The 19938-nt window shown below is 45.4% G+C and carries 23 protein-coding genes and 1 pseudogene; 13 read left to right on the top strand and 11 right to left on the bottom strand.

Annotation, left to right across the window (positions count from 1 at the left end; genetic code table 11):
- Position 1 precedes the first annotated feature (1 nt).
- On the bottom strand, positions 2-850 hold the full coding sequence (locus AAC978_RS09620) for a homocysteine S-methyltransferase family protein (protein WP_341547818.1): 849 nt from the start codon (positions 848-850) through the stop codon (positions 2-4).
- Positions 851-1118: 268 nt separating this feature from the next.
- On the opposite strand from AAC978_RS09620, the gene AAC978_RS09615 reads away from it, so the two are divergent.
- Positions 1119-1688 (top strand): DUF2680 domain-containing protein, encoded by a 570-nt coding sequence (locus AAC978_RS09615; protein ID WP_341547817.1) that lies wholly within the window; start codon positions 1119-1121, stop codon positions 1686-1688.
- A gap of 222 nt (positions 1689-1910) precedes the next feature.
- Positions 1911-2522 carry a zinc dependent phospholipase C family protein gene (locus AAC978_RS09610; RefSeq protein WP_341547816.1) on the top strand — a complete coding sequence of 204 codons (612 nt, stop codon included), beginning with the start codon at positions 1911-1913 and terminating at the stop codon, positions 2520-2522.
- Positions 2523-2678: 156 nt separating this feature from the next.
- Here AAC978_RS09610 and AAC978_RS09605 read toward each other — a convergent pair whose 3' ends face one another.
- Positions 2679-2834 carry a hypothetical protein gene (locus AAC978_RS09605; RefSeq protein WP_341547815.1) on the bottom strand — a complete coding sequence of 52 codons (156 nt, stop codon included), beginning with the start codon at positions 2832-2834 and terminating at the stop codon, positions 2679-2681.
- A 159-nt stretch (positions 2835-2993) separates the two neighbouring features.
- Here AAC978_RS09605 and AAC978_RS09600 point away from each other — a divergent pair, with 159 nt between their 5' ends.
- Together AAC978_RS09600 and AAC978_RS09595 are read left to right on the top strand one after the other, a co-directional pair.
- On the top strand, positions 2994-3524 hold the full coding sequence (locus AAC978_RS09600; protein ID WP_341547814.1) for a YcxB family protein: 531 nt from the start codon (positions 2994-2996) through the stop codon (positions 3522-3524).
- A gap of 62 nt (positions 3525-3586) precedes the next feature.
- Complete coding sequence (locus AAC978_RS09595) at positions 3587-4840, top strand: DNA polymerase Y family protein (RefSeq protein WP_341547847.1); 1254 nt, start codon at positions 3587-3589, stop codon at positions 4838-4840.
- 10 nt (positions 4841-4850) lie between these two features.
- Here AAC978_RS09595 and AAC978_RS09590 read toward each other — a convergent pair whose 3' ends face one another.
- On the bottom strand, positions 4851-5204 hold the full coding sequence (locus AAC978_RS09590; protein WP_341547813.1) for a DMT family transporter: 354 nt from the start codon (positions 5202-5204) through the stop codon (positions 4851-4853).
- A 13-nt stretch (positions 5205-5217) separates the two neighbouring features.
- The gene (locus AAC978_RS09585) at positions 5218-5529 is read right to left on the bottom strand and encodes a DMT family transporter (RefSeq protein ID WP_341547812.1); all 312 of its coding nucleotides are present in this window, start codon (positions 5527-5529) and stop codon (positions 5218-5220) included.
- 302 nt (positions 5530-5831) lie between these two features.
- Here AAC978_RS09585 and AAC978_RS09580 point away from each other — a divergent pair, with 302 nt between their 5' ends.
- From AAC978_RS09580 to AAC978_RS09565, 4 genes are all read left to right on the top strand, one after another.
- Positions 5832-6368: a nitroreductase family protein gene (locus AAC978_RS09580; RefSeq protein ID WP_341547811.1), complete on the top strand. Its 537-nt coding sequence runs from the start codon at positions 5832-5834 to the stop codon at positions 6366-6368.
- A gap of 50 nt (positions 6369-6418) precedes the next feature.
- Positions 6419-7147: a M48 family metallopeptidase gene (locus tag AAC978_RS09575; RefSeq protein ID WP_341547810.1), complete on the top strand. Its 729-nt coding sequence runs from the start codon at positions 6419-6421 to the stop codon at positions 7145-7147.
- Between the two features lie 161 nt (positions 7148-7308).
- Positions 7309-8085 carry a YdcF family protein gene (locus AAC978_RS09570; protein WP_341547809.1) on the top strand — a complete coding sequence of 259 codons (777 nt, stop codon included), beginning with the start codon at positions 7309-7311 and terminating at the stop codon, positions 8083-8085.
- A gap of 120 nt (positions 8086-8205) precedes the next feature.
- Positions 8206-8262, top strand: a complete 57-nt coding sequence (locus AAC978_RS09565) for a MarR family transcriptional regulator (RefSeq protein WP_341547846.1) — start codon at positions 8206-8208, stop codon at positions 8260-8262.
- An 18-nt stretch (positions 8263-8280) separates the two neighbouring features.
- Here AAC978_RS09565 and AAC978_RS09560 read toward each other — a convergent pair.
- From AAC978_RS09560 to AAC978_RS09535, 6 genes and pseudogenes are all read right to left on the bottom strand, one after another.
- A pseudogene (locus tag AAC978_RS09560) lies at positions 8281-10431 on the bottom strand (transglycosylase domain-containing protein); the annotation flags it as partial.
- A gap of 174 nt (positions 10432-10605) precedes the next feature.
- Positions 10606-12147: a sensor histidine kinase gene (locus tag AAC978_RS09555; protein WP_341547808.1), complete on the bottom strand. Its 1542-nt coding sequence runs from the start codon at positions 12145-12147 to the stop codon at positions 10606-10608.
- Positions 12137-12820: a response regulator transcription factor gene (locus AAC978_RS09550; RefSeq protein ID WP_341547807.1), complete on the bottom strand. Its 684-nt coding sequence runs from the start codon at positions 12818-12820 to the stop codon at positions 12137-12139. Before AAC978_RS09550 ends, AAC978_RS09555 begins: the two co-directional genes overlap by 11 nt.
- A gap of 24 nt (positions 12821-12844) precedes the next feature.
- Positions 12845-13393, bottom strand: a complete 549-nt coding sequence (locus tag AAC978_RS09545) for a DUF4342 domain-containing protein (RefSeq protein ID WP_341547806.1) — start codon at positions 13391-13393, stop codon at positions 12845-12847.
- A 119-nt stretch (positions 13394-13512) separates the two neighbouring features.
- Positions 13513-14100, bottom strand: a complete 588-nt coding sequence (locus AAC978_RS09540) for an NUDIX hydrolase (protein WP_341547805.1) — start codon at positions 14098-14100, stop codon at positions 13513-13515.
- 37 nt (positions 14101-14137) lie between these two features.
- Positions 14138-15361, bottom strand: coding sequence for an MFS transporter (locus AAC978_RS09535; RefSeq protein ID WP_341547804.1), 1224 nt, complete (start codon positions 15359-15361; stop codon positions 14138-14140).
- Positions 15362-15662: 301 nt separating this feature from the next.
- Here AAC978_RS09535 and rbr point away from each other — a divergent pair, with 301 nt between their 5' ends.
- Positions 15663-16247: a rubrerythrin gene (gene rbr, locus AAC978_RS09530; protein WP_341547803.1), complete on the top strand. Its 585-nt coding sequence runs from the start codon at positions 15663-15665 to the stop codon at positions 16245-16247.
- Positions 16248-16401: 154 nt separating this feature from the next.
- Here rbr and AAC978_RS09525 read toward each other — a convergent pair whose 3' ends face one another.
- Positions 16402-17748 carry an MFS transporter gene (locus AAC978_RS09525; RefSeq protein WP_341547802.1) on the bottom strand — a complete coding sequence of 449 codons (1347 nt, stop codon included), beginning with the start codon at positions 17746-17748 and terminating at the stop codon, positions 16402-16404.
- A 135-nt stretch (positions 17749-17883) separates the two neighbouring features.
- On the opposite strand from AAC978_RS09525, the gene AAC978_RS09520 reads away from it, so the two are divergent.
- From AAC978_RS09520 to AAC978_RS09505, 4 genes are all read left to right on the top strand, one after another.
- Positions 17884-18312 carry a universal stress protein gene (locus AAC978_RS09520; protein ID WP_341547801.1) on the top strand — a complete coding sequence of 143 codons (429 nt, stop codon included), beginning with the start codon at positions 17884-17886 and terminating at the stop codon, positions 18310-18312.
- A gap of 95 nt (positions 18313-18407) precedes the next feature.
- A complete protein-coding gene (locus tag AAC978_RS09515; RefSeq protein ID WP_341547800.1) occupies positions 18408-18737 on the top strand; it encodes a hypothetical protein in 330 nt (109 codons plus the stop codon).
- Positions 18738-18950: 213 nt separating this feature from the next.
- Entirely contained in the window at positions 18951-19421 is a 471-nt protein-coding gene (locus AAC978_RS09510) for a CtsR family transcriptional regulator (RefSeq protein ID WP_341547799.1), read from the top strand.
- Positions 19422-19438: 17 nt separating this feature from the next.
- On the top strand, positions 19439-19936 hold the full coding sequence (locus tag AAC978_RS09505) for a UvrB/UvrC motif-containing protein (RefSeq protein ID WP_341547798.1): 498 nt from the start codon (positions 19439-19441) through the stop codon (positions 19934-19936).
- Positions 19937-19938: the final 2 nt, after the last annotated feature.

Here is a 19938-nt window from a genome sequence, read left to right as displayed (position 1 = left end):
GTTATTCAGACAACACTTTCCGTATAGCTCTAATAAACTCAGGAGTTGTTCCGCAGCATCCACCGAACCATTTTACTCCTAGATCGGCCATGGCTTTGATAAACCGGGCAAATTCCTGAGGTTCAATATCATAGACGGTTTGGCCGTCAACGATCTTCGGCAAGCCGGCGTTGGGCTGAACTAAAATTGGTAATTGGGTAGAGTTGACCAGGGTTTCTACAAAGGGAAGCATTTCACTGGGACCCACGGAGCAATTGATGCCAATCCCATCTGCGCCGTATTCTGCTAAGGCTGTAGCTACAGTCGCAACATCGTAGCCCATCATGGTTTTCCCTTGCTTTTGGAAGGTAAAGGTGCAGATAACCGGGAGTGAAGAATGATCCTTCACTGCTTGGATTGCTGCTCTTGCTTCCTCTAAATCAAAAAAGGTTTCGATTAAGACAAGATCGGCCTCGCCTGTTATGGCAGCTGCCTTGACTTGGCGGGCAAATAATTCATAGGCCTCTTCGAAGGTTACATCGCCGATAGGTTCCAGAAGCTCACCGGTTGGTCCTATATCCAGAGCAACCAATTGACTTCCGGCCGCCTTGCGGGCAATGGCTACAGCCGACTGGATGACTTCCTCTACGGAATATCCGGTCGGTTTTATTTTGCCTTCTAGGGCACCGAAGGTGTTCGTTGTGATGACCTGACTACCTGCTTGAATGTACTCTCGATGAATACCCTCAATGACTTCCGGTCTTGTCATATTAAATACCTCAGGGGGTTGCCCCGGATTAAGTCCATTTTTTTGCAGCATGGTGCCCATGGCTCCATCAAAAATCAGATAGGCTTGACTGTCTAGCTTCATAGCGTGTACCTCCCAGCATTGATTTTAATATTGTCACTGTATTGTTCACAGCATTGAATGGCAAGAACATTATGGTTTTTCTAATTCTACTATAACAGAGTGATTATTGCACGATTTGTTTCGGACAAGGAAATACCTGATTACATAATTCGAAAAATTTTAAGTTAACCTTAAGTGAGCACTCAGCTTGGTTTCAGCTAGGTTGGTTATCTTGTGTATAGAGCCAAATTAATCCTTGGCTCAAAAATTGGAGCGGGAGGTTTTCTTGATGAAGAAAAAAATTGTCGTCGGAGTGCTCAGTACGGCCATGTTACTGGGGGGTGCCGCTGTGGCTTGGGGTGCTGAAGCAGTAGATTCCACAAAACTAGCGGAGATGAAGAGCCTGACTCAACAAATGTTTGGTATCCATCAACAAATCGTAGACAAAGAAGTTGAAGCGGGGCTGCTTACCCAAGAGCAAGGGGATAAAATGAAGGAGTTCATTGAAGAACGCCAGCAACGGTCCGAGGAAGCACTGGCCAACGGTGAACTCGGAGGATTTGGCATGGGTATGGGACCGGGAATGATGGACCGCGAAAACATTAAATTTAAAGTGGGTGAACCCCTAACGGAGGAACAGATTGCGACATGGGTGGAAAACGCTCAAGCCCGGCTTAAAGCACAAGAAGAAGCAATGAAAACAGAAGGTAAGCTGACCGAAGAGCAAATTAAGAGCTGGGTTGATGCTGAAACAGCTCAAATAGAAATACAAAAGGAAGCCCTAGAGCAAGGTACCTTCGTGCCGGGCGGTATGGGAATGCACGGCGGGAAGGGAATGCGGTTCTCCTTAGGTCTATAATTCACTCACTTACATAAGGGTGCTGTGCCCTTTTAAATAGATATAACTAAGAGATGGGCAGAGGTTATTGCTTTCGTCGGCGATAACCTCTGCCCAATTTTGTTTATTGCAGTTTTTTTACATAGATTTTATAAAACTATAATCTGAATTCAATTTAAGATTAATATTCAGGTCTTATTATAGAGTCTGGAAGAATCGAAGAGAAGAGAAGGGAGTGCGGAAGTGAAAATCTTAACTCATGTAACAATCTCGATGATATTGTACGGGCATTTTAAGAAAAAAATGAAATTGAATAGGCTTTCCTTTATTTATGGAAACATCAAGCCTGATCTATCTTACAAGCAAATCAAAACGGCCCATATAATGGAGAACCATTTTGGTAATGTTTGCGAAAGCGTCAATGAATTAATGCAAAACAACATGGACCGACAAAAGTTTTCAACAGAATTAGGTCAAATTTGCCATTACGTCAGCGACTTTTTTTGCAGGTACCATTTGGACAGAGAGATATTTCATAAGCTGGGTGGACATTTTTTATATGAGATAAGACTTCAATTCCTCATGTGGAAGCTCCTGAGCAGAAACCAACTAGACTATATGCCCAAGAAGGAAAGGAAGGAAAGAAGAAATATTGCCTCCATTCTTTTAGAAATGCGAAGCAATTATATTTCGGAAACCGCGGCCTTAGAAAAGGATCTCGTCTACGCGCTCTCGACGGCCTTATGGATTGGGGAATCGGTGGGCTATTACTTGGCTAAAGCCGCCGAACCAGTAAGGGAAAGTGAAATGGCAATGGACTGCTATGCTATGTTACCCATGACGGGAGGTAAATAGTGAGAGTCGCCTTAACCGAGTTTTTGAGGGCGAGAACCGAATTAATGCAGGGTCAAGTCTTTGACAGGTTGCGGCTTTAGCCGGTACGATACCCGGCTAGATACCGTTGATAGATGCAAGAAAGGAGAGCTACAGTATGCTCTCCTTTCTTGCATTTCATGTGAGATGCTTAGCGTTTTTTTGTTCCTTTGCATTGTCACCTAAGCGTTCAAGTGGACCATTGATCTCGGATTTAATCTCTTGAAAACGTTGGTCCATTTCGGGAAATTTATTGGCCAATTCTTCTCTTCTTGCGGCTTTGCCTTTACTCAAAAATAACCCCTCCTTCAATTCGATTGGATCAACTATAGGTTTTCCAATGGCAGAAGTATTGATGATGCCAAATTACTCCAATGATCAGCAAGGGGACAATTCCTATGGTATAATCGGTATAAATGGTTTGATATCAGCTGAGAAAGGGAGAGACTGTCCATGGAAATTACCTATTATTTATCCGAAGAAGATTATTTGAAGTTTAACTTATTTCATATTAAAAACTCCGAACCGGCTAAACAGGCCTTGAAAAAGCAACGCTTTTTAGGACCTGCCATTTTTATGACCTTCGCCGCTTTTCTATCCATAGTGGGATCGCGGCCCTACCAAGAGGTCATGATTATGTTTACTCTTCTCAGCGTTTTATGGTTTATTTATTATCCTAAGTACTTTTACCGTTATATTACACGCAATAGCAAGACCCTCCTCAAAGCGGGCAACAACGATGACCTATTTGGTGAACATCATATGGTCTTAGCTGAGGAAGGAATCATTGATACAACAGCTCAGGGTGAGACCAAATTGAACTGGGCTGGTATTCAAGCTATCAATCAGGATGAAGATAACCTCTATCTTTATAACAGCTCTATCAGCGCCTATATTCTGCCGAAAAGGGATATAGATGATCCGAAGGAATTGAAACGAATGCTTGAGGAAAATACCAAAAAGGCTTTATTTCAAAAGCAGTGATGGTAAAAAATAATTGATCATAGTGAGAGAGAAGCGATCATGACAGGAGAGAAGGGAACATGATGTCAACGGATAGCTCGCCACAGCCCCTCGATATCGTCCTCTTCGATGCTAATAGTTATTATGCTAGCTGCCATCAGGCAGTGAACCCTGAGCTGCAAGGGAAGCCTTTGCTGGTAGCGGGGGATCCGAAAAGCCGGACGGGTATTGTCCTTACGGCCAGCTACGAAGCTCGGGTGTATGGGGTGAAGACAGCAATGCCTCTGTTTCAAGCTAAGAAACTTTGTCCAGACGCTATCGTTCTTTCCCCAGATTTTCGCTTATACCTTGAGCTTAGTGAAAAGATGTGGCAGATCGTTGGTCGTTATACGGATGATGACCATATCGAGGTGGTCTCCGTGGATGAGTGTTTTGCGGATTTCCGAGGCTCTCATTTGCTTTTCGGAAGTACGGAGGATATAGCTCGCAGGATACAGAAGGAGATTCTTGAGGAATTATCCCTCGGGGTATCGGTAGGAATAAGCTACTGCAAGATTTTTGCCAAGCTTGCCAGCGATTACCGGCGAGATCCAAAGACGCGGATTAAGGTCCCGCGTAGCTTTACAGTCCTTGCCCCACCTGATCTAGAAACTAAGATTTGGCCCTTGCGGGTGGGGGAAATGTCCGGGATCGGTGCCCAGACGGAAAAGCAACTGGAGACCATGGGAATTAGGACCCTAGGCGATTTGGCGCAAGTCTCTGGGGACGCCTTGCAAAAGCGTTTTGGTATCTATGGGAAAAAGATTCACGCCTTGGCCAATGGGTGGGATGAGCGGCCAGTAACTCCGGTGGATCGGGTCAAGGATCATTCCATTGGACGTTCCCTAACCTTACCGCAAGATATTGTTGATTCAGAGCAGGTAGCGGAGGTCTTGCTTTCTCTAGCCGACAGTGTGAGTAGAAAGGTCCGCCAAGAGAAGACCAAGGCTCAAACTCTAACCTTATCCATCAAGGATCCGGAATTTAAAACTCGTACCTACTCTACCACTTTGTTTGAACCGACGGAGCTTACCGATGTGATCTACCAAGAAAGCCTTAAGCTCTTTGAAAAATGGCCTAAGGGTAAGCCGATACGTTTGCTAGGCATAACGGCCAGTCGTTTGCAAAAGGGCATGGAACAGCTTTGTTTATTCCAAGAAGATGTTCAAGAAGCGACTGAATTGGATCGCACCGTGGACGAAATCCGGAATAAATATGGGTCGGAGATTCTCATGCGAGGGACCCAACTTCTTTCCTTAAGCCGCAGGCTAGGTCAGAGGGAGACTAAGAATAAATAAGGCCTAACCTTCATTGTTTAGCACTTCGAACATTTTCTGCTTTCTCGCTAACCTCACCTAGGTTGGCAAGAACTATACCACCAATAATAAAAACCAGACCTATTACTGCCATGAGTGAAATACTCTCATGATATAGAAACACGGACAAGAGGGCCGCTATTCCTACAGCGGCACCATACCAAGTCGCATAGGCGACACTCATTTTTATAGTAAATAATGACTTTGCGATGAATAGATTACACACAATATAAGCTAGCACGCACAATACAGTAGGAATTAGGATTGAAAACCCGGCAGAGCTTTTTAAAAAAGCGGTCCCCGCCACTTCACCCAGAAGAGCCAATGTCATATATACATATCCCATTTTTCATCACCTATCAAAAAATATTCATTAGAATCATACCAATGATAATAAAGCCCATGCCAAACATACTAGGTCTTGAAGGTTTTTCATGAAACAAAATATTGCCCAAAACCGCTGCCAGAATAATGCCTAGTCCTGACCATGTTGCATAAGCTATACTTAATTTAACCGTCAATACTGACAAAGATAAAAGCCATAGACTTAAAAAGAAACCGATCAGGTTTCCTATGGTTGGCAATGGCTTTTTAAATCCGTCTGAATATTTAAGACAGATTGTGGCAAATGTTCCTACCAATATAGATCCTAATAAATATATATATCCCAACTATCTCACCTGCCAAATCATCACAATCAGATGTCTTCGTTTACCTATTTCAAACTATCTTAGGAGAATGATGACGGAAATTTTCTTATCATGTCTATATTTTAACATGAGGAATGCATTAGTGGGTATTCAAGAATGTGATAGTGGGTATTATTTCTTGTGTTATTTTTAGATGATTGCATGCGAGACGATTGTAAGCTAGGCTTTTATGTCGCCGAAGGCAGGATTTCCTAAAGCTTTCGCGAATCAAGTTAGCATAAATACTAATCTTTTAGATGAATATAATAGTGGGGGGATAGATAATGGATTTTCTGGAACTCGCTCAGAAGAGACGCAGCTTGCGATCTTATAAACCCGATCCTGTCGAGCAGGAAAAGCTGGAGTACGTTCTAGAGTGTGCCCGTTTGGCGCCCTCTTGGAAGAATCTCCAATGTTGGCGCTTTATCGTTGTGGAGGGTGAAGCTCAGAAGCAAGCCCTGACCACAGCTTATGCGGAGACGAATCCTGGTCGTAAAGCTTTACTCCAAGCACCACTCATCATCGTACTTTGTGCGGTTCCTACAGAGTCAGAAGTCTATGAAGGCAAGGATTATATGATGCTGGATGCGGGATTGGCCATGGAGCATCTGATCCTAGCAGCGGCTGAGCAAGGGTTAGGCACCTGCTGGCAAGGGCTCTTCTCAGAAGAAAAGGTACGGGAAATTTTAAAGGTTCCCGAGAATGTCCGCGTGCTGGCTATGACCCCGCTGGGCTACCCGGCTGAGGAAAGAAATCCTCGACCGAGGAAAGAGCTATCACAGATCATCTTTAAGGGAAGTTGGGGATCAAGTGATTCTTAACTTCAGACGGAATGTGCCTGAGGGTATCAAATTATTAGGAGCAGGATAAGATGTCTTCTTTGCAGTTTGGAAATACCATGATTCCTTATGAAGAAAGAAGAAGCCGACGAATCAAACGGATTTCGATTCGAGTGACCCCGGAAAAGGTCAGAGTATCAGCACCTGCTCGCACTTCTAAAGCAGAGATCCAAGCCTTTATTGATAAGAATCGGGACTGGATCATTCAGAATTGGACTAAGCTTCAAGAGACGGTAGTTGAGCCATCCCTACGTCTATACGAGACTGGGGTGCGGATTCCTTATCTCGGTAAGGAGCTCGTCCTTCATATTTTCGATACTCCCTCGAAGATGCTCAGTGCCCTTTATCATCGGGAAAATGAAACCTTAGAAATTAAAATGCCCCAAGATATTCCCGAAGATAAACGCCAAGAGGCCATTCGCGAGATTCTAGAAAAGTGGTATAAGGAGAAGGCACGGGCGGTGTTTCAGCAAAAGCTGAATCTGTGGAGCCAGGAAATAGGGGTTAGCTATCACCAGTTCCGGCTTAAGGAACAAAAAACCCGCTGGGGGAGCTGTTCCAGTCTTGGTAATATCAATCTCAATTGGCGAGCTATTATGGCCCCCGAACCGGTTCTGGACTATCTAATCATTCACGAGCTTTCTCATTTGAAATATATGAATCATTCCCAGGAGTTTTGGGACATGGTCTCCCATTATTGCCCCGAGCAAATTGCTTATCGCAAATGGCTCCGCACTAAGGGACCTACCCTGATCATCTAACCCCGCGACGTAAAGGTTGCGGGGTTTATCTAACATCAACTAACATCAATAGTGGCTTACATTATAGAAGTTTACATCGTAGAAGCTATATCAGATAAACTTACATCATAAAAGCTCACATCATAGACACTAGTGGAAGTCCAAGACGTGAGGGGAGAAGAATGTTGAAGAAATCGTGGTTCTCTTGGCTGTGTATCCTGTTAGGGATTGTCGGAATACTTGATACAGCTATCGTGGTCGCTCTTAAGGGAGGGCTAAACCTTGGAACTCTCTTGCCTGCAGGGGTAGGCGGAGTGCTCCTGCTCTGGGGAATCTTCGGAAATAGACTTAAACGGACGCTAATGAAGTACGGTTTCCACCGTCTTCGTCTCATCTTACGCTGGGGTATAATTCTGTTCCTGAGCTCTTTTCTCATCATCGAGGGATTACTGTTGTGGAATACTGAGGACCCGATGCCGGAGCGGGTGGAATATTTAATTGTTCTGGGAGCGGGTCTTAACGGTGAACAGCTCTCCTGGACCCTTTGGGAGCGTGTGGAAAAAGGCCGTAAGCTTTTGGAGGCTAACCCGCACCTGAAAGTGGTGGTCTCGGGGGGCCAAGGACCGGGAGAATTGATTCCCGAGGCGGAAGCGATGGGCCGTTATCTCAAGGAGCAAGGGATAGACTCGGAGCGAATCCTGATCGAAGACCGTTCCACCAGCACCATGGAGAATTTCCGTTATTCTCGAACCCTACTCGATGGGGAGGAGGACTTCAATCCCGCGAACCCGGTGCTGGTCATTACCAGTGATTTTCATATGTTTCGCTCGAAGATTTTGGCAGAGCGTAACGGGATCAATCCCGTAGGAGTGCCCTGTTATACTCCTTGGTATATTCGCCCTAATGTGTATCTGAGGGAGTATTTTGCCATGGTAAAGTCGGTAATTTTTGATTGGTAGATAGTGAGTTGGCCACTTCAATGACTGGCCAACTTTTTTCACTGAAAGAGACTTGTTGACAAGTATCTTGTGCAGACCCTTACGCAGTTATCTGAAGGGTTATTTTTAGATAGTTCATCGATGACAGGAGTTCTGGACCGACTCGAACAAAAAGGCTTGATAGAAAGAAAACCTTAATTCTATGATTAAATTTCCCCAGAGCTCTTGTAAAAACTTTTCCCAAGAGTTCTCGGCGTTTTCTGGGTATTTATTTTTATCTTGGTTGTTCTTCTTTTTATTTTTCTTGTCGTTCTTCGCTTTATCCTGGTCATCCACGCCGTCCTTATGGTCTATACCGTCTTCGTCCATATCGTACCCATCCGCTTCCCACCAGTTATACCAATCCTTCACATACCCATCAGGGACAGTGAAGGGCTTGATAGGGGTATTCTTGAGGGCTTGGTTGAGGACAGCTTGAAAGACTACAGCGGGACCGGAGCCGCCTGAGGTGGTGAGATAATGCTCGCGATCTGTTTGATCGTAGCCCATCCAGACTGCGGCGGTCAATTCCGGGGTGTAGCCCACAAACCAGACATCTTTTTGTCCCTTGCTGATACCGGCAAACTCCTCTGTAGGGGGAAGCTCCACGGAACCGGTCTTGCCGGCCACGGGACGATTGCCTAAGTCAGCATTTTTTGCGGTGCCTTGTTCTACTACATTTTGGAGCAGAAGCGTCATGGTATAAGCGTTATGGGCATCCGTGACCTGAACAGACGATGGTTGTGCTTCGGCCAAAATATGCCCATCGCTGGTGGTAATTTTTGTAATAGCATGGGCTGTGTGCATGACTCCCAGGTTGGCAAAGGCACTATAGCCTTGGGCCATATCCAAAGGCGAGACCCCCGCGGATAGGCCTCCTAGAGCGAGGCTGAGATGTTGATCAGACTCAGTAAAGGGGATTCCGGCTTTTTGGGCGAAGGTCTTTCCTGTTTCGATACCGATTTGATCCAACAACCAGACTGCCGGGATATTCCAGGACTGCTCGATGGCCTCTTCCATGGTGACCCAACCTCGGGTTTGGTAATCCCAATCTTGCGGAGAGTAACCCTCAATATTGAGGGGGCCATCAAAGAGGTAGGTATTCGGACGGTACCCCATTTCCAAGGCGGGGCCATAGACCATCAGGGGCTTGAGGACAGAGCCGGGTTGGCGCTTAAGCTGAGAGGCACGATTAAACTGGCGAAAGGCGCTCTCTCCCCTGTAACCTACCAAACCTCGAATCGCTCCGGTATGCTGGTCGATGAGGACCATACCACTTTGAACCTGCTGATCTTCTTTTCCCTTGGGGAAGTATTGATTATCCTTGTAGATCCCTTCAACAGCTTGCTGAACTGTGGTATCCATGGTGGTATAAATCTGCAGTCCCCCGGTAAGAATCTGATCTTCGGTAAAGCCATAGTGGGTGATGGCTTCTTCAATAACATAATCCACATATGGGGCATATTGGCCGGATAAGTCGGCTAGGGGTTTTTGGCGTAGGGCGATGGGAGCAACGAGGGCGCGAGATTCTTCCTGCTCTGTAATCAGACCCTGGTCCTCCATTAGGGAGAGGACTAAGTTGCGACGCTCTAAGGCAAGTTCCTTGCTTTTCAGAGGGGAATAGATGGTAGGACCTTTAAGAATTCCTGCGAGAAGTGCCGATTCCTGCAGGTTGAGCTCCTCAGTATTTTTGCCAAAGTAGAAACGAGCTGCTTCTTGAATTCCCCAGCGTCCTTCACCAAAATAGATCTGGTTTAGGTAAGCCTCGAGAATTTTATCTTTGGAAAGGGTGGACTCAATCTTAATGGCATAACCTGCTTCCTTCAGCTTGCGGAGAAGGGTTTTGTCGGAGGTGAGAAAAAGGTTCTTTGCCAACTGCTGACTAATCGTGCTTCCTCCTTCGGAAAAGTCCCTTGTTTGGAGGTCGCGAAGCAAAGCTCGCAGTATAGCTCGAAAATCCACCCCTTGGTGCTTGTAAAAACGCTTATCTTCAATTGCAATAATGGCTTGTTGTGTATGGAGGGGAATTCTTTCAATGGGCATGGGTTCAATCTTTGAGGAGGAGAGCTCGGAGATTTTTGTGCCTTCTTGGTCATAGATGTAGGTAGGTCTTGCCAAAGGACTTAGGAGTTGGCTCACATCCAAAGTGGAGATCCAGAAGGCACTTCCCCCTGTGATAATCAGTAAGAGGAGAGCCGTCAGGATACCGAAGGTTCGCCAGAATTTGGGGTCTTTAAAAAAGGATGGGAGCTTGATAGCGTGGAGCTTATTGGAGATTTTGCTAAGATAGTCTTTCAAGTCCTCCTTAGCCGGAGGGAAATTTTTCATGATAAACTGGCCTCCTCGAGGAAGTAAGAATGGATGTAATCAGCAAGAAACCATCGGTCGCGAAAGGACCGATGGTTTAGTTTTTATTTACTAAATTTTTAATGTCTAAATAAGTAATACGAAAGGTGGTTGAGCTTTTAGGGGGTCGAGGAAGTAGAAATAAAAAATATATACTTATACTGCCTCGGAGGCCTTGGGGAGTACTAAGGAAATCCGGGTGCCGATATCCAATCTACTGAGTACTTCCAGGTGACCGCCATGTCGCTCGGCAATCCATCGAGCAATGGCAAGGCCTAACCCTGAGCCACCCGTCGTACGCGTACGGGATTCATCGCTGCGGTAGAATCGATCGAAGATCAAAGGAACTGCCTCGGGGGCAATGCCGATTCCTTCATCTTGTACGGTTAGGCGTGCATAGCTATCTTCCCCAGATACAGACAGACTGATTTTTTTACCAGTGGGAGTATATTTCATAGCGTTGTCGATGAGGATCCGGGTGGCCTGTTTGATCAGCCCCTTATCAGCAAGGATAAAGACCGGTGTAATAGTGGATGTATATTCATGTCCCCCATCGATCATCTGGGTTTCTCTCAACACTTCATCCACAAGGCTGGACAATTCAAACCGTTCCATCTGTAGCGACATGGTATTATTATCCCCTCGGGCGAGAAACAAAAGCTGTTCCACCAAAGCCTTCATATTAGCTGTTTCGTTTTTGATGGCATCAATGGATTCCTGAAGGGTTTTTTCATCCTTTTTACCCCAGCGGTCTAAAAGGTTGGCATAGCCCTGAATCACGGAAATAGGCGTTCGCAATTCATGGGAGGCATCGGAAACGAAACGTGCTTGGGAACGATAGGATTCATTAATACGGTCAAGCATCCCGTTAATCGCTGAGGCCAAGCTTTTAAGCTCGCTCTGGGTTTCATCCACGGCTATTCTTGTATCTAAATGAGTGGCATTGATATCATCCAATTTGCCTGCTAAATCCTGCAACTGCTCTGGAGAAAAGCCCCCTTCTCGAGTCAGATTGCGGGCAGCTTCGGCTAATTCTTGAATAGGACGGAGGGTCTGCCGAATCACTCGGGCACTGGAAGAGATACTGCTGATCAGTAGGATAAGTTCGATCAGCACAACAATGGCAAACATGGCGATCAGAATCTGGAGAGTTTTTTGTGGATGATAGGAGATAAGATATAAGTTCTCACCAGATTTCATCGTCACTTGATAGTTAATATTTCGTATGCGTTCCCAAATCCTCATGCCTTCCGAACCGGGGAGTTCGATATTTCTGAGTTCTGCGGCAGTCAATGGGGAAAAATAAGGCTGCAGGCCCCGCGGGATATGGAATCTCTTTGAAGTCTTAGTAGCAGCAGTAGAAATATCAGGAGGAGTATCAGCAGCAGTACTTATATTAGAAGCAGCATCAGCAAAAGAAGAAGAAATACGAATTCCAGAAAGATCAAGCCAATCCGTCGATTCAAAGGAAGGTGCTCCTGACTGAGCTATTTTTTCGGCGGTTGTTCCAATCATCTGCTCCGCATGTATGAACAGACCCAGTGTAGATACGAGGACCAAACAAACGTTAAGCTTGAGAAAAATCCACAGCAATCGCCAAAGGAGTCTAAGGTTAAGCTTCCAAACGATTGAAAACCGTATTCGATCTCTAATACGGTTGTGAGGATTATGCTGATTAGGGAGTGATTTAGCGGTCATCTTTAATCACGTATCCTACCCCTCTGACAGTGTGAATGAGCTTTATATCGAACACCTCATCAATTTTTCCGCGAAGAAAGCGGATGTAGACATCGACGGCGTTGGTATCACCAGTAAAATCAAAGCCCCAGACATTCTCAAGTAATGATTCACGGGAGACAACTAGTCCTTTGTTTTTGAGGAGAAAGTACAGAAGATCAAATTCCCGTTTGGTTAAATCAATGGGCTGACCTTTTACAGTCACGGTACGACGACCCATGTCGAGCTGTAAATCTAAAGCAGATAATAGCTCCGTGGTGTCTTCCACTGCAATTTGCTTTCGCAAAGCGTTACGGATGCGGGCGAGAAGCTCCTCGATAGCAAAGGGTTTGGTGATATAATCGTTTGCCCCACTATCCAGTCCGGAAACCTTATCCATCACACTATCGCGGGCGGTGAGCATGATAATAGGAACGGCAGAGGTGCGGCGAATTCGACGAAGAACCTCCATGCCGCTTAATTGGGGCAGCATAACATCAAGCAAAACCAGATCGAACTCGCCGGTTTCGGCGAGTTCAAGTCCGGTTCGACCATCAAAGGCTTTAGTAACCGTATATCCTTCATAACTAAGCTCAAGCTCGACGAATCGAGCGATTTTTTCTTCGTCTTCAATAATCAGTATCTTCGAGCACATGGAGATCCCCACCAATTCCAGAAATTATTTATCCATGGACTTTTTGAGGTTTTCGGCAGCATCGGCGGCACTATCCATGGCGTCATTGATGGTGGTTTTTTCAAAATCAGACCCCACAAAACGATAACGCAGACCGAAGAATAGGCCGATGACCAACAGGGGAATGGTAACCCAAAAGGCGAAGATCAATAGCAGGATGAGGACGGTGACGGGGAAAGATCCTTTGACTTCCTCTTTCTTGAGTACTTCAAAGGTGTTAGCATTGCCCTTACGAACCAGCTTTACGCAGAAATCCCAGGCCTGTTTGGTAAAGGAGATAAAAGGATTTTCTTTGTTGCTGTGGTAATGAGCCTTTTCCCTGTCCTTTTCTGAATAGGGAATGATGCTGGCATCGACAGTTTTCTCGCTGCTGTAGTATCCTCCACCGGATGGGGCGTGGATCTTGCCCTGTTTTTCAAGATAGATGATGGCATCAAGCAAATCACCGTTGGATGCCTCCAAGGCGGCTTTGGCTTCCTCATAGGTTAGGTTGCCCATCGAACATAGTTTTTCTACTTTTTCTAAAGGTGTCATAATTGGTACCTCCTTGTTTTGGGTTGAGAATTCTTTATTGGATTATCTCTATGTCTAAATTCTAACCACAAAAGCTTTAAGGTAAATTTGACGATTATTAAAATCAGATTAAAAATAAGTTACGTTTTTTCTGGAATCTGATATAACACGGAGCGTTCACCGCCTACCATAGCAACCCCTGACTTCGGTAAGAAGCCTTGGAGGCGTTGGGTGAGCGAGGCTTTGATGACGCTAAGGCTGAGTTCAGCAATCATGAGTGCTTGGGCTTCCTCTAAGGTAAAGAAACCGATGTCACTGACCTCCTCCGGATCGGCGAGGAGCTCTCCTTCCAAGTATTCCAGAAGAAAGACGATGTAGGTATCGTGCTTCTCTCCGGGACGGTCCCGCAGAGCGATAACGGAAAGCGGCCGGGTCTGGAGATGGGTCTCTTCCCATATTTCCCGGACAACAGCGTCGGCGATTTTTTCTTGCTGATCTACGTAGCCACCGGGCAGAGTCCAGACTCCTTTGCCGGGGTTATGGGCCCGTTGGACTAAAAGAACCTTTCCTTCATGCCAAACGACGCCACCCACACCCAGTGAGAAATTTCCCCAGAAGACAAAGGAACAGGCTGTGCAGTGGGAACGAATTTGACCGTATAACTCTGAGTTGTGGAGAGGGTTGCCGCATTGTGGGCAGAATCGGTAATTGTTGGTTGACAATGACATGAGCATACATCCTTTTGTATTCTATAGGCTTCGTATATTATAAAGCTTGTTCGTGTATTTCTACTTTTTGACTAAAGGTTCTTTCCCGACGCTGATAGAGATAGAAGGGGAAGAAAGCAAGGATTACAAAGGTCAGGGCCAGCCACCAAGCCATGTATCCCCCATACATATCAAAGGCTAATCCGCCTAGGATGGGGCCAAGAGCTCTCCCTCCAGAGGAGGCGCCAGCCACTACCCCTTGATAGGTTCCGGTTTTTCCTTCCGGAGCGATGAGTGCAGCGGCGGCAGGAACGCCGGGGAGGACCAACATTTCCCCAAGGGTGATAATAAGCATCATGATAAAGTAGGAAGGATAGGGAAGATTGCCTAGGAGCATGAGAAAACCCAGCCCGTAGAAGATGCAGGAAAAATAAAACTGTCGTGAAAGGGTAGGAGCCCAATGGCGGATTATCCAGCTGATGACGGGCTGAAAGGTCACGATAATGATTCCATTCAGAGTCCAAAGGATGCTGTATTGGGGTAAGGAATAGCCTAAGTTAGTCATTGTCACAGGGAGAATCGTGTTGATCTGAATATAAGCACCCCACATAAGGAAGATTCCGGCGCAAAGGGCGATCAGGACAGGAAAACCTCGGTCATGGAAAATGGGTACCTTTTCCTTGGATCGGGTTAGGGGCTTTCCAAGTGTATCCGCTACAGGCAGGAGAAAGAGCACCATGAGAAGGTAGATGAAAAAGGAAAAGCCATTAAGGAGGAAAACCAGCTTAAAAGATATGGCGGCAATGAATCCGCTTAAAGCGGTTCCTACGGCTACTCCGGCATTGTTAAAAACGTAAAGTAGGTTGAAACCCCGACGCCCGCCCTCTGGCCAAAGGGTGAAAATCATGGCATTGATAGGGACGAATATGAAGGCGATAGCGAAGCCGAAAAACAAAATGCATGGAGCATACACTTCCCAGACCGGAAAGATCCCGATCAAGACTAGAGGTATAATTGCTCCGATCAACCCGTAGATCATTACGCGACGTGAGCCAAAGCGATCAGCTAAAACACCACTGATAAATTGCCCGACTAAAGTAGCTAAGGCTTGTAGAGATATAAGCGTTCCAGCTTCGGTCAGGGAACGCCCAAGAATATTATGCATAAAAATGCTGTTCAGTGGCCACATAAAAGAGTTACCCACCGAATGAATAAAACCGCCGATGATTAAGATAAGTATAGGCCTCGGAATGTTAAATTTAGTGATCTGTTGAGACTCCATAAATGGCTATAACCTCTTTACATAATAATTGTGGCCGCTCTAATAACTTACCACTCTAACTGGAAAATAACAATGCATCCCTCTGGAAAAATGTAGAGGAATGAGGGTGGTTCAGGGCTTTAGACGTAAGTAAAGGCAGCAAGCTGAGATAGATGAAAATTATAATTATATTAAAAACTATCGACAAAGGCAGGAAAAAACCGTGGTTATGAAGAAAATAACAAAGTAGAGAGTTGCACAGTATGAAATTATTCAGTACATGGCACACTACCAAAATAATAATTAGGGAGGTTTGTATTAGATGGATTTTAAAGATTCAAGGACATTTCAAAACTTGGTGGATGCATTCGTCGGAGAGTCTCAAGCGCGCAATCGTTACACCTTTTATGCTGGTACCGCTAAGAATGAAGGACATCAAGCAATTCAAAACATTTTCATTTCTACAGCAGATAATGAAAAAGAACATGCAAAGGTGTTCTATAAGTTCTTGCAAAAATATGCCGGCGACCAAGCGGAATCCTTCCATGTTACTGGGGAATACCCACTTAACCTGCGGGATACTTTAGCAAACCTGAAATCCGCGGCTGCCGGAGAAGGAGAGGAAGTAGAAGCTTACTCGCAATTTGCAGATATTGCGGACGAAGAGGGTTATAAAGATATTGCAGTAGCTTTTCGCAAGATTGCCTCTGTAGAAGGACATCACGAGAATCGCTATGCAAACTTAGCTAAGAACTTGGAAAACGGTACCCTCTACAAAAAAGAAGAAAAGCTCTCCTGGAAATGCGAGAACTGTGGTTATGTTCATGAAGGTGCAGGCGCTCCCGATCTTTGCCCAGCTTGTCAACATCCTCAAGGTTACTTCAAGCCGCTACCGGAAGAGTATTAATAAGAACCATTTGGCCTATGGCCAATATGAACAAGATACAGAGCATCTAAAAAGTGAGGAGCTCCGACGGGGGCTCTTCGCTTTTTTTAATTACCAATAGTAAAAAACCTTATTCAAAGGAGCTCGTGCTCTTTGAATAAGGTTTTATTTATATTTAGGAGTCGATCGGCTGTTCCTTTATTAAGAGAGCTGCGATAAAGCTTAAAGCAGCCATGAACAGGATAATCCACCAAGCAGTGCCGGCGTTACCGCTATGGTCTAGCACTAATCCGATGGCAAGACTGGCGATAGAGCTACCGATGAATTCAGCCATATTGGTAACTGCTGTTGCAATGCCACTGTATTTTAAGGAATTGACGGCAGTTACATTAGAAAAAGCAAGAATATGGGTCATAATTAGGAGTCCGAACAGAAAGAAAAATATGGGCCAGAGCTGAACTGGCGGTCGTCCTGCCGCAATCACTGTGATATAGGTCCATAGCAGAAGATTGAGACCCGTGCCGGCTAAGAGGGCAGGGCGAATACCTTTCAGCAAGCGAACCCATAGGGAGACGAGGGGAGCTCCGAGAATAAAGCCAAAGGTAGCAAAAGTCACATATCCGGCAGCCGTTGCTTTATCCAGACCGTAAATTTGCGTAATTAAGGGAATTCCCCAAAGCCCCAGCAAAGTGGTGCTGGAACCGGTAAAAGCAAAGAGGGTAAGGACATTGGGCCAGGTTCGAGGGTTTTTGAGCACACTGCGTAAGCTTTCTTTTAAGAAGCTCATAAAGGGGACGGATTTCTCCTGAGGAGGATTGATCCGCTCTTGTGAGGTGATCTCGGTGGTGGTCGCTACTTGGGGGGAGGCCTTTTTTTGCTCATCTCGGTCAGGATCCCTAAGCTTGGGCTTGGCATCATGTACGCCCCAAAGGACCAAGATGGCAAGAACCAGGGATACGACCGCCATCCAATAAAAGACATTTCGCCAGCCAAAGGCCATAGATACAAAGGACAGTGGGTAGAGAGCGAGCAAAGAGCCGAAATTCCCAAAAAAGGAGGTAAGCCCTGAAAGGGCTGAGAAACGTGAGAGGGGAAACCAAGTGGCTTGAATCTTAAAGATCGAGACGATGATGACTGAGGAACCGATTCCGACTAAGAAACGGGAGAGGTAGGCAGTTTCTAAATTATGAGCTAAACCAAAAAGGATGCTTCCTGCTGCAGTAATCAAGAGTCCGCAGAAGTTAATTTTGCGAACACCGATGCGGTCAACGAGAATGCCGACGGGAATCTGCATAAGGGCATAAGCGTAATAGTTCATAGCAGTCAAGTTCCCTAGAGTTAAGGCATTCATGGGGATTTCTTGGGTCAGCTGATCAGCCACTGAACCCACCGATAGTCGATGAAAAAAGACAGTAATAAAGGCTATGACTAAGATGCTCCAACTGCTCCAGCCATAGCGTGATGTTTTTAAAGCGAACTGCAAGTTCTCCACTTCTTTCTGTGTTTTAAACGTTTTAATCATATTAATTTCAGATATCTTTTAAATGTAGCGTTTCAAATTACTATTATAAGTTGCTTTTTGAAAAATAACTACTTAAAATTAAGACAAGAAAGAATTCCCTGAACAGGAGTCTTTCAATAGAAGGGAGGATTATCTATGTACAAAAAAATACTCGTCCCAACCGATGCCTCAGAATTTTCGGTACGTGCTTATAAAACAGCTCTTGAACTTGCAAAACAATTCGGAGCAGAGATCGTACTTATGCATGTTACTTATACACCACAGGCCCTTTGGGGATATACTGTGTCCTATGGATTTACCATGTCCCAAGAAGATATCTTGAAAAACGCTGAATTGGCCTTGGAGGCTACCCTCGCGGGGATTGATACGGGAGAGGTGCCTGTTCGTACAGTTTTAGAGATCGGCCATCCCGTCATGAAGATCATCGATCAGATCAAGCAGGATGAGATTGATTTGGTGATTATCGGTAGTCACGGCTATGGACCAATCACAGGTTCTGTACTGGGTAGCGTCAGTCAGCGCGTTCTCCAAAAGGCACCCTGCCCGGTCCTGCTCATAAAATAGGACTTTAGCCCTGCTCCCAGGAGCAGGGTTTTTTACTTTAATAAAGAATACCAAGAAGTGCAAGACTAACCCAGCAACAGGAGCGTAAGATAGCTATGAAAGAAAAAGAGATTCGGTTGACACCTGAAGAGATTGATTACTTATTAAAAGGAACGATTCATTGGGAGGATCTTTCCGCTCGATCGGAAGGCCCTTTACGAAGCACCATTGATCCGGCAGTCCCAAAGGACGCATCCGTCTCTCTTAGTCATGAACCTCGGGTTAGAAGTAAGTTTACTACTCAAAATGATCCTGAGCCAGACAAGAATGATCTGGATAACGAGGGTGATCCGCCGCTTTTTTGGTCAGGTGCAAAAGTGTATATCTTATTATCGGTGATGGGGTGTATTACCTTAGGGACGTGGGCATACTTCGTCTTTGCCTAATAGGCAAAGACGAAGTTTTTTATTTTACTGTATTTTTAGTATGACGAATGAGGATGTATGGATTTTGCAAAAGATAGGCTAGGGACTCGGGGAAGAAAATCTTTAAAAAGTTCTTTAGAGTCTTTGCAAAAAGAACATTTTGGGGTAGAATACTATTAAAGGTCAGAGAAGGTCATAAGGTCAAAGAATGTCATGATCAAGGGAGTGTCGTATATGGGAAATCTTGCGGACCGTATTGAGATGCATTTGAAGCGAATCATAGAACAATCAACAGAGGGCTTTATCACCCTCCAGCGAGGTATTCTTGCGGAGGAATTTTCCTGCGCTCCATCTCAAATTAATTATGTGCTGGAAACTCGCTTTTCTATAGATCGAGGTTATTTAGTGGAGAGTCGTCGGGGTGGTGGTGGCTATCTCAGGATTGTTCGTTTGAGCTTTAGTGATGATGGGGAATTCCAAAACATCATGAAACAGTTAATTGGCAATCAGTTAACGGAGAATCGCGCGAATGATCTATTGCAGCGTCTCTATGAAGATGAACTTGTCACGCGACGGGAAGAGGAAATTATCAAGACGATTCTCCACCGAGACACCTTAGGACTGGAGAATATCAAAACCAATAGCCTACGAGCTCATATCATGAAGCGGATCCTGTTAACCCTAGGCCGTGAGGATTTGCACTGAGAACAGGAGGGAACCACATGCTATGTCAACATTGTCAGCAAAGAGAGGCTAATGTCCAAATCACCAAAATAGACAATGGAGAGATGGTCAAGCTTTTTATATGTGATCAATGCGCTAAAAACGCCCCGGAAGTAAGCTTCGTCTTCAACCCGGGAATCATTCCGGATTTTTTGCAGTCGCTTTTTAGTGTGACGACTAACTCTAAAGCCTTGCAGGAAGAAGCCTGCCCGCAATGTGGACGTCGGCTTTCTGAAATCACCCAAGCCGGTAAGCTAGGTTGCAGTGGCTGTTATGATAAATTCCAAGCGGAGCTGGAGCCCATCCTGCGGAAGATCCACGGGGGCGGCTACCATGTTGGTAAGATTCCCGCCCGCAAAGGAGCGTCCCTCCGAGAGAAGATGGAGGTCAAAAAGCTTAAAGAAAAGCTTCAGCAACTCATTCGCAATGAAGAATTTGAAGCAGCGGCAACGGTTCGCGATCAGATTCGTAAACTCGAGCAGAAGCTGGGGGAGTGAGA

This window comes from Desulfitobacterium sp. THU1, assembly GCF_038181555.1.
In the GTDB taxonomy this organism is placed as follows: Bacteria; Bacillota; Desulfitobacteriia; order Desulfitobacteriales; family Desulfitobacteriaceae; genus Desulfitobacterium.
The sequence above is the reverse complement of the archived record's forward strand: the minus strand, read 5'-3'. Positions and strand labels throughout refer to the sequence as shown.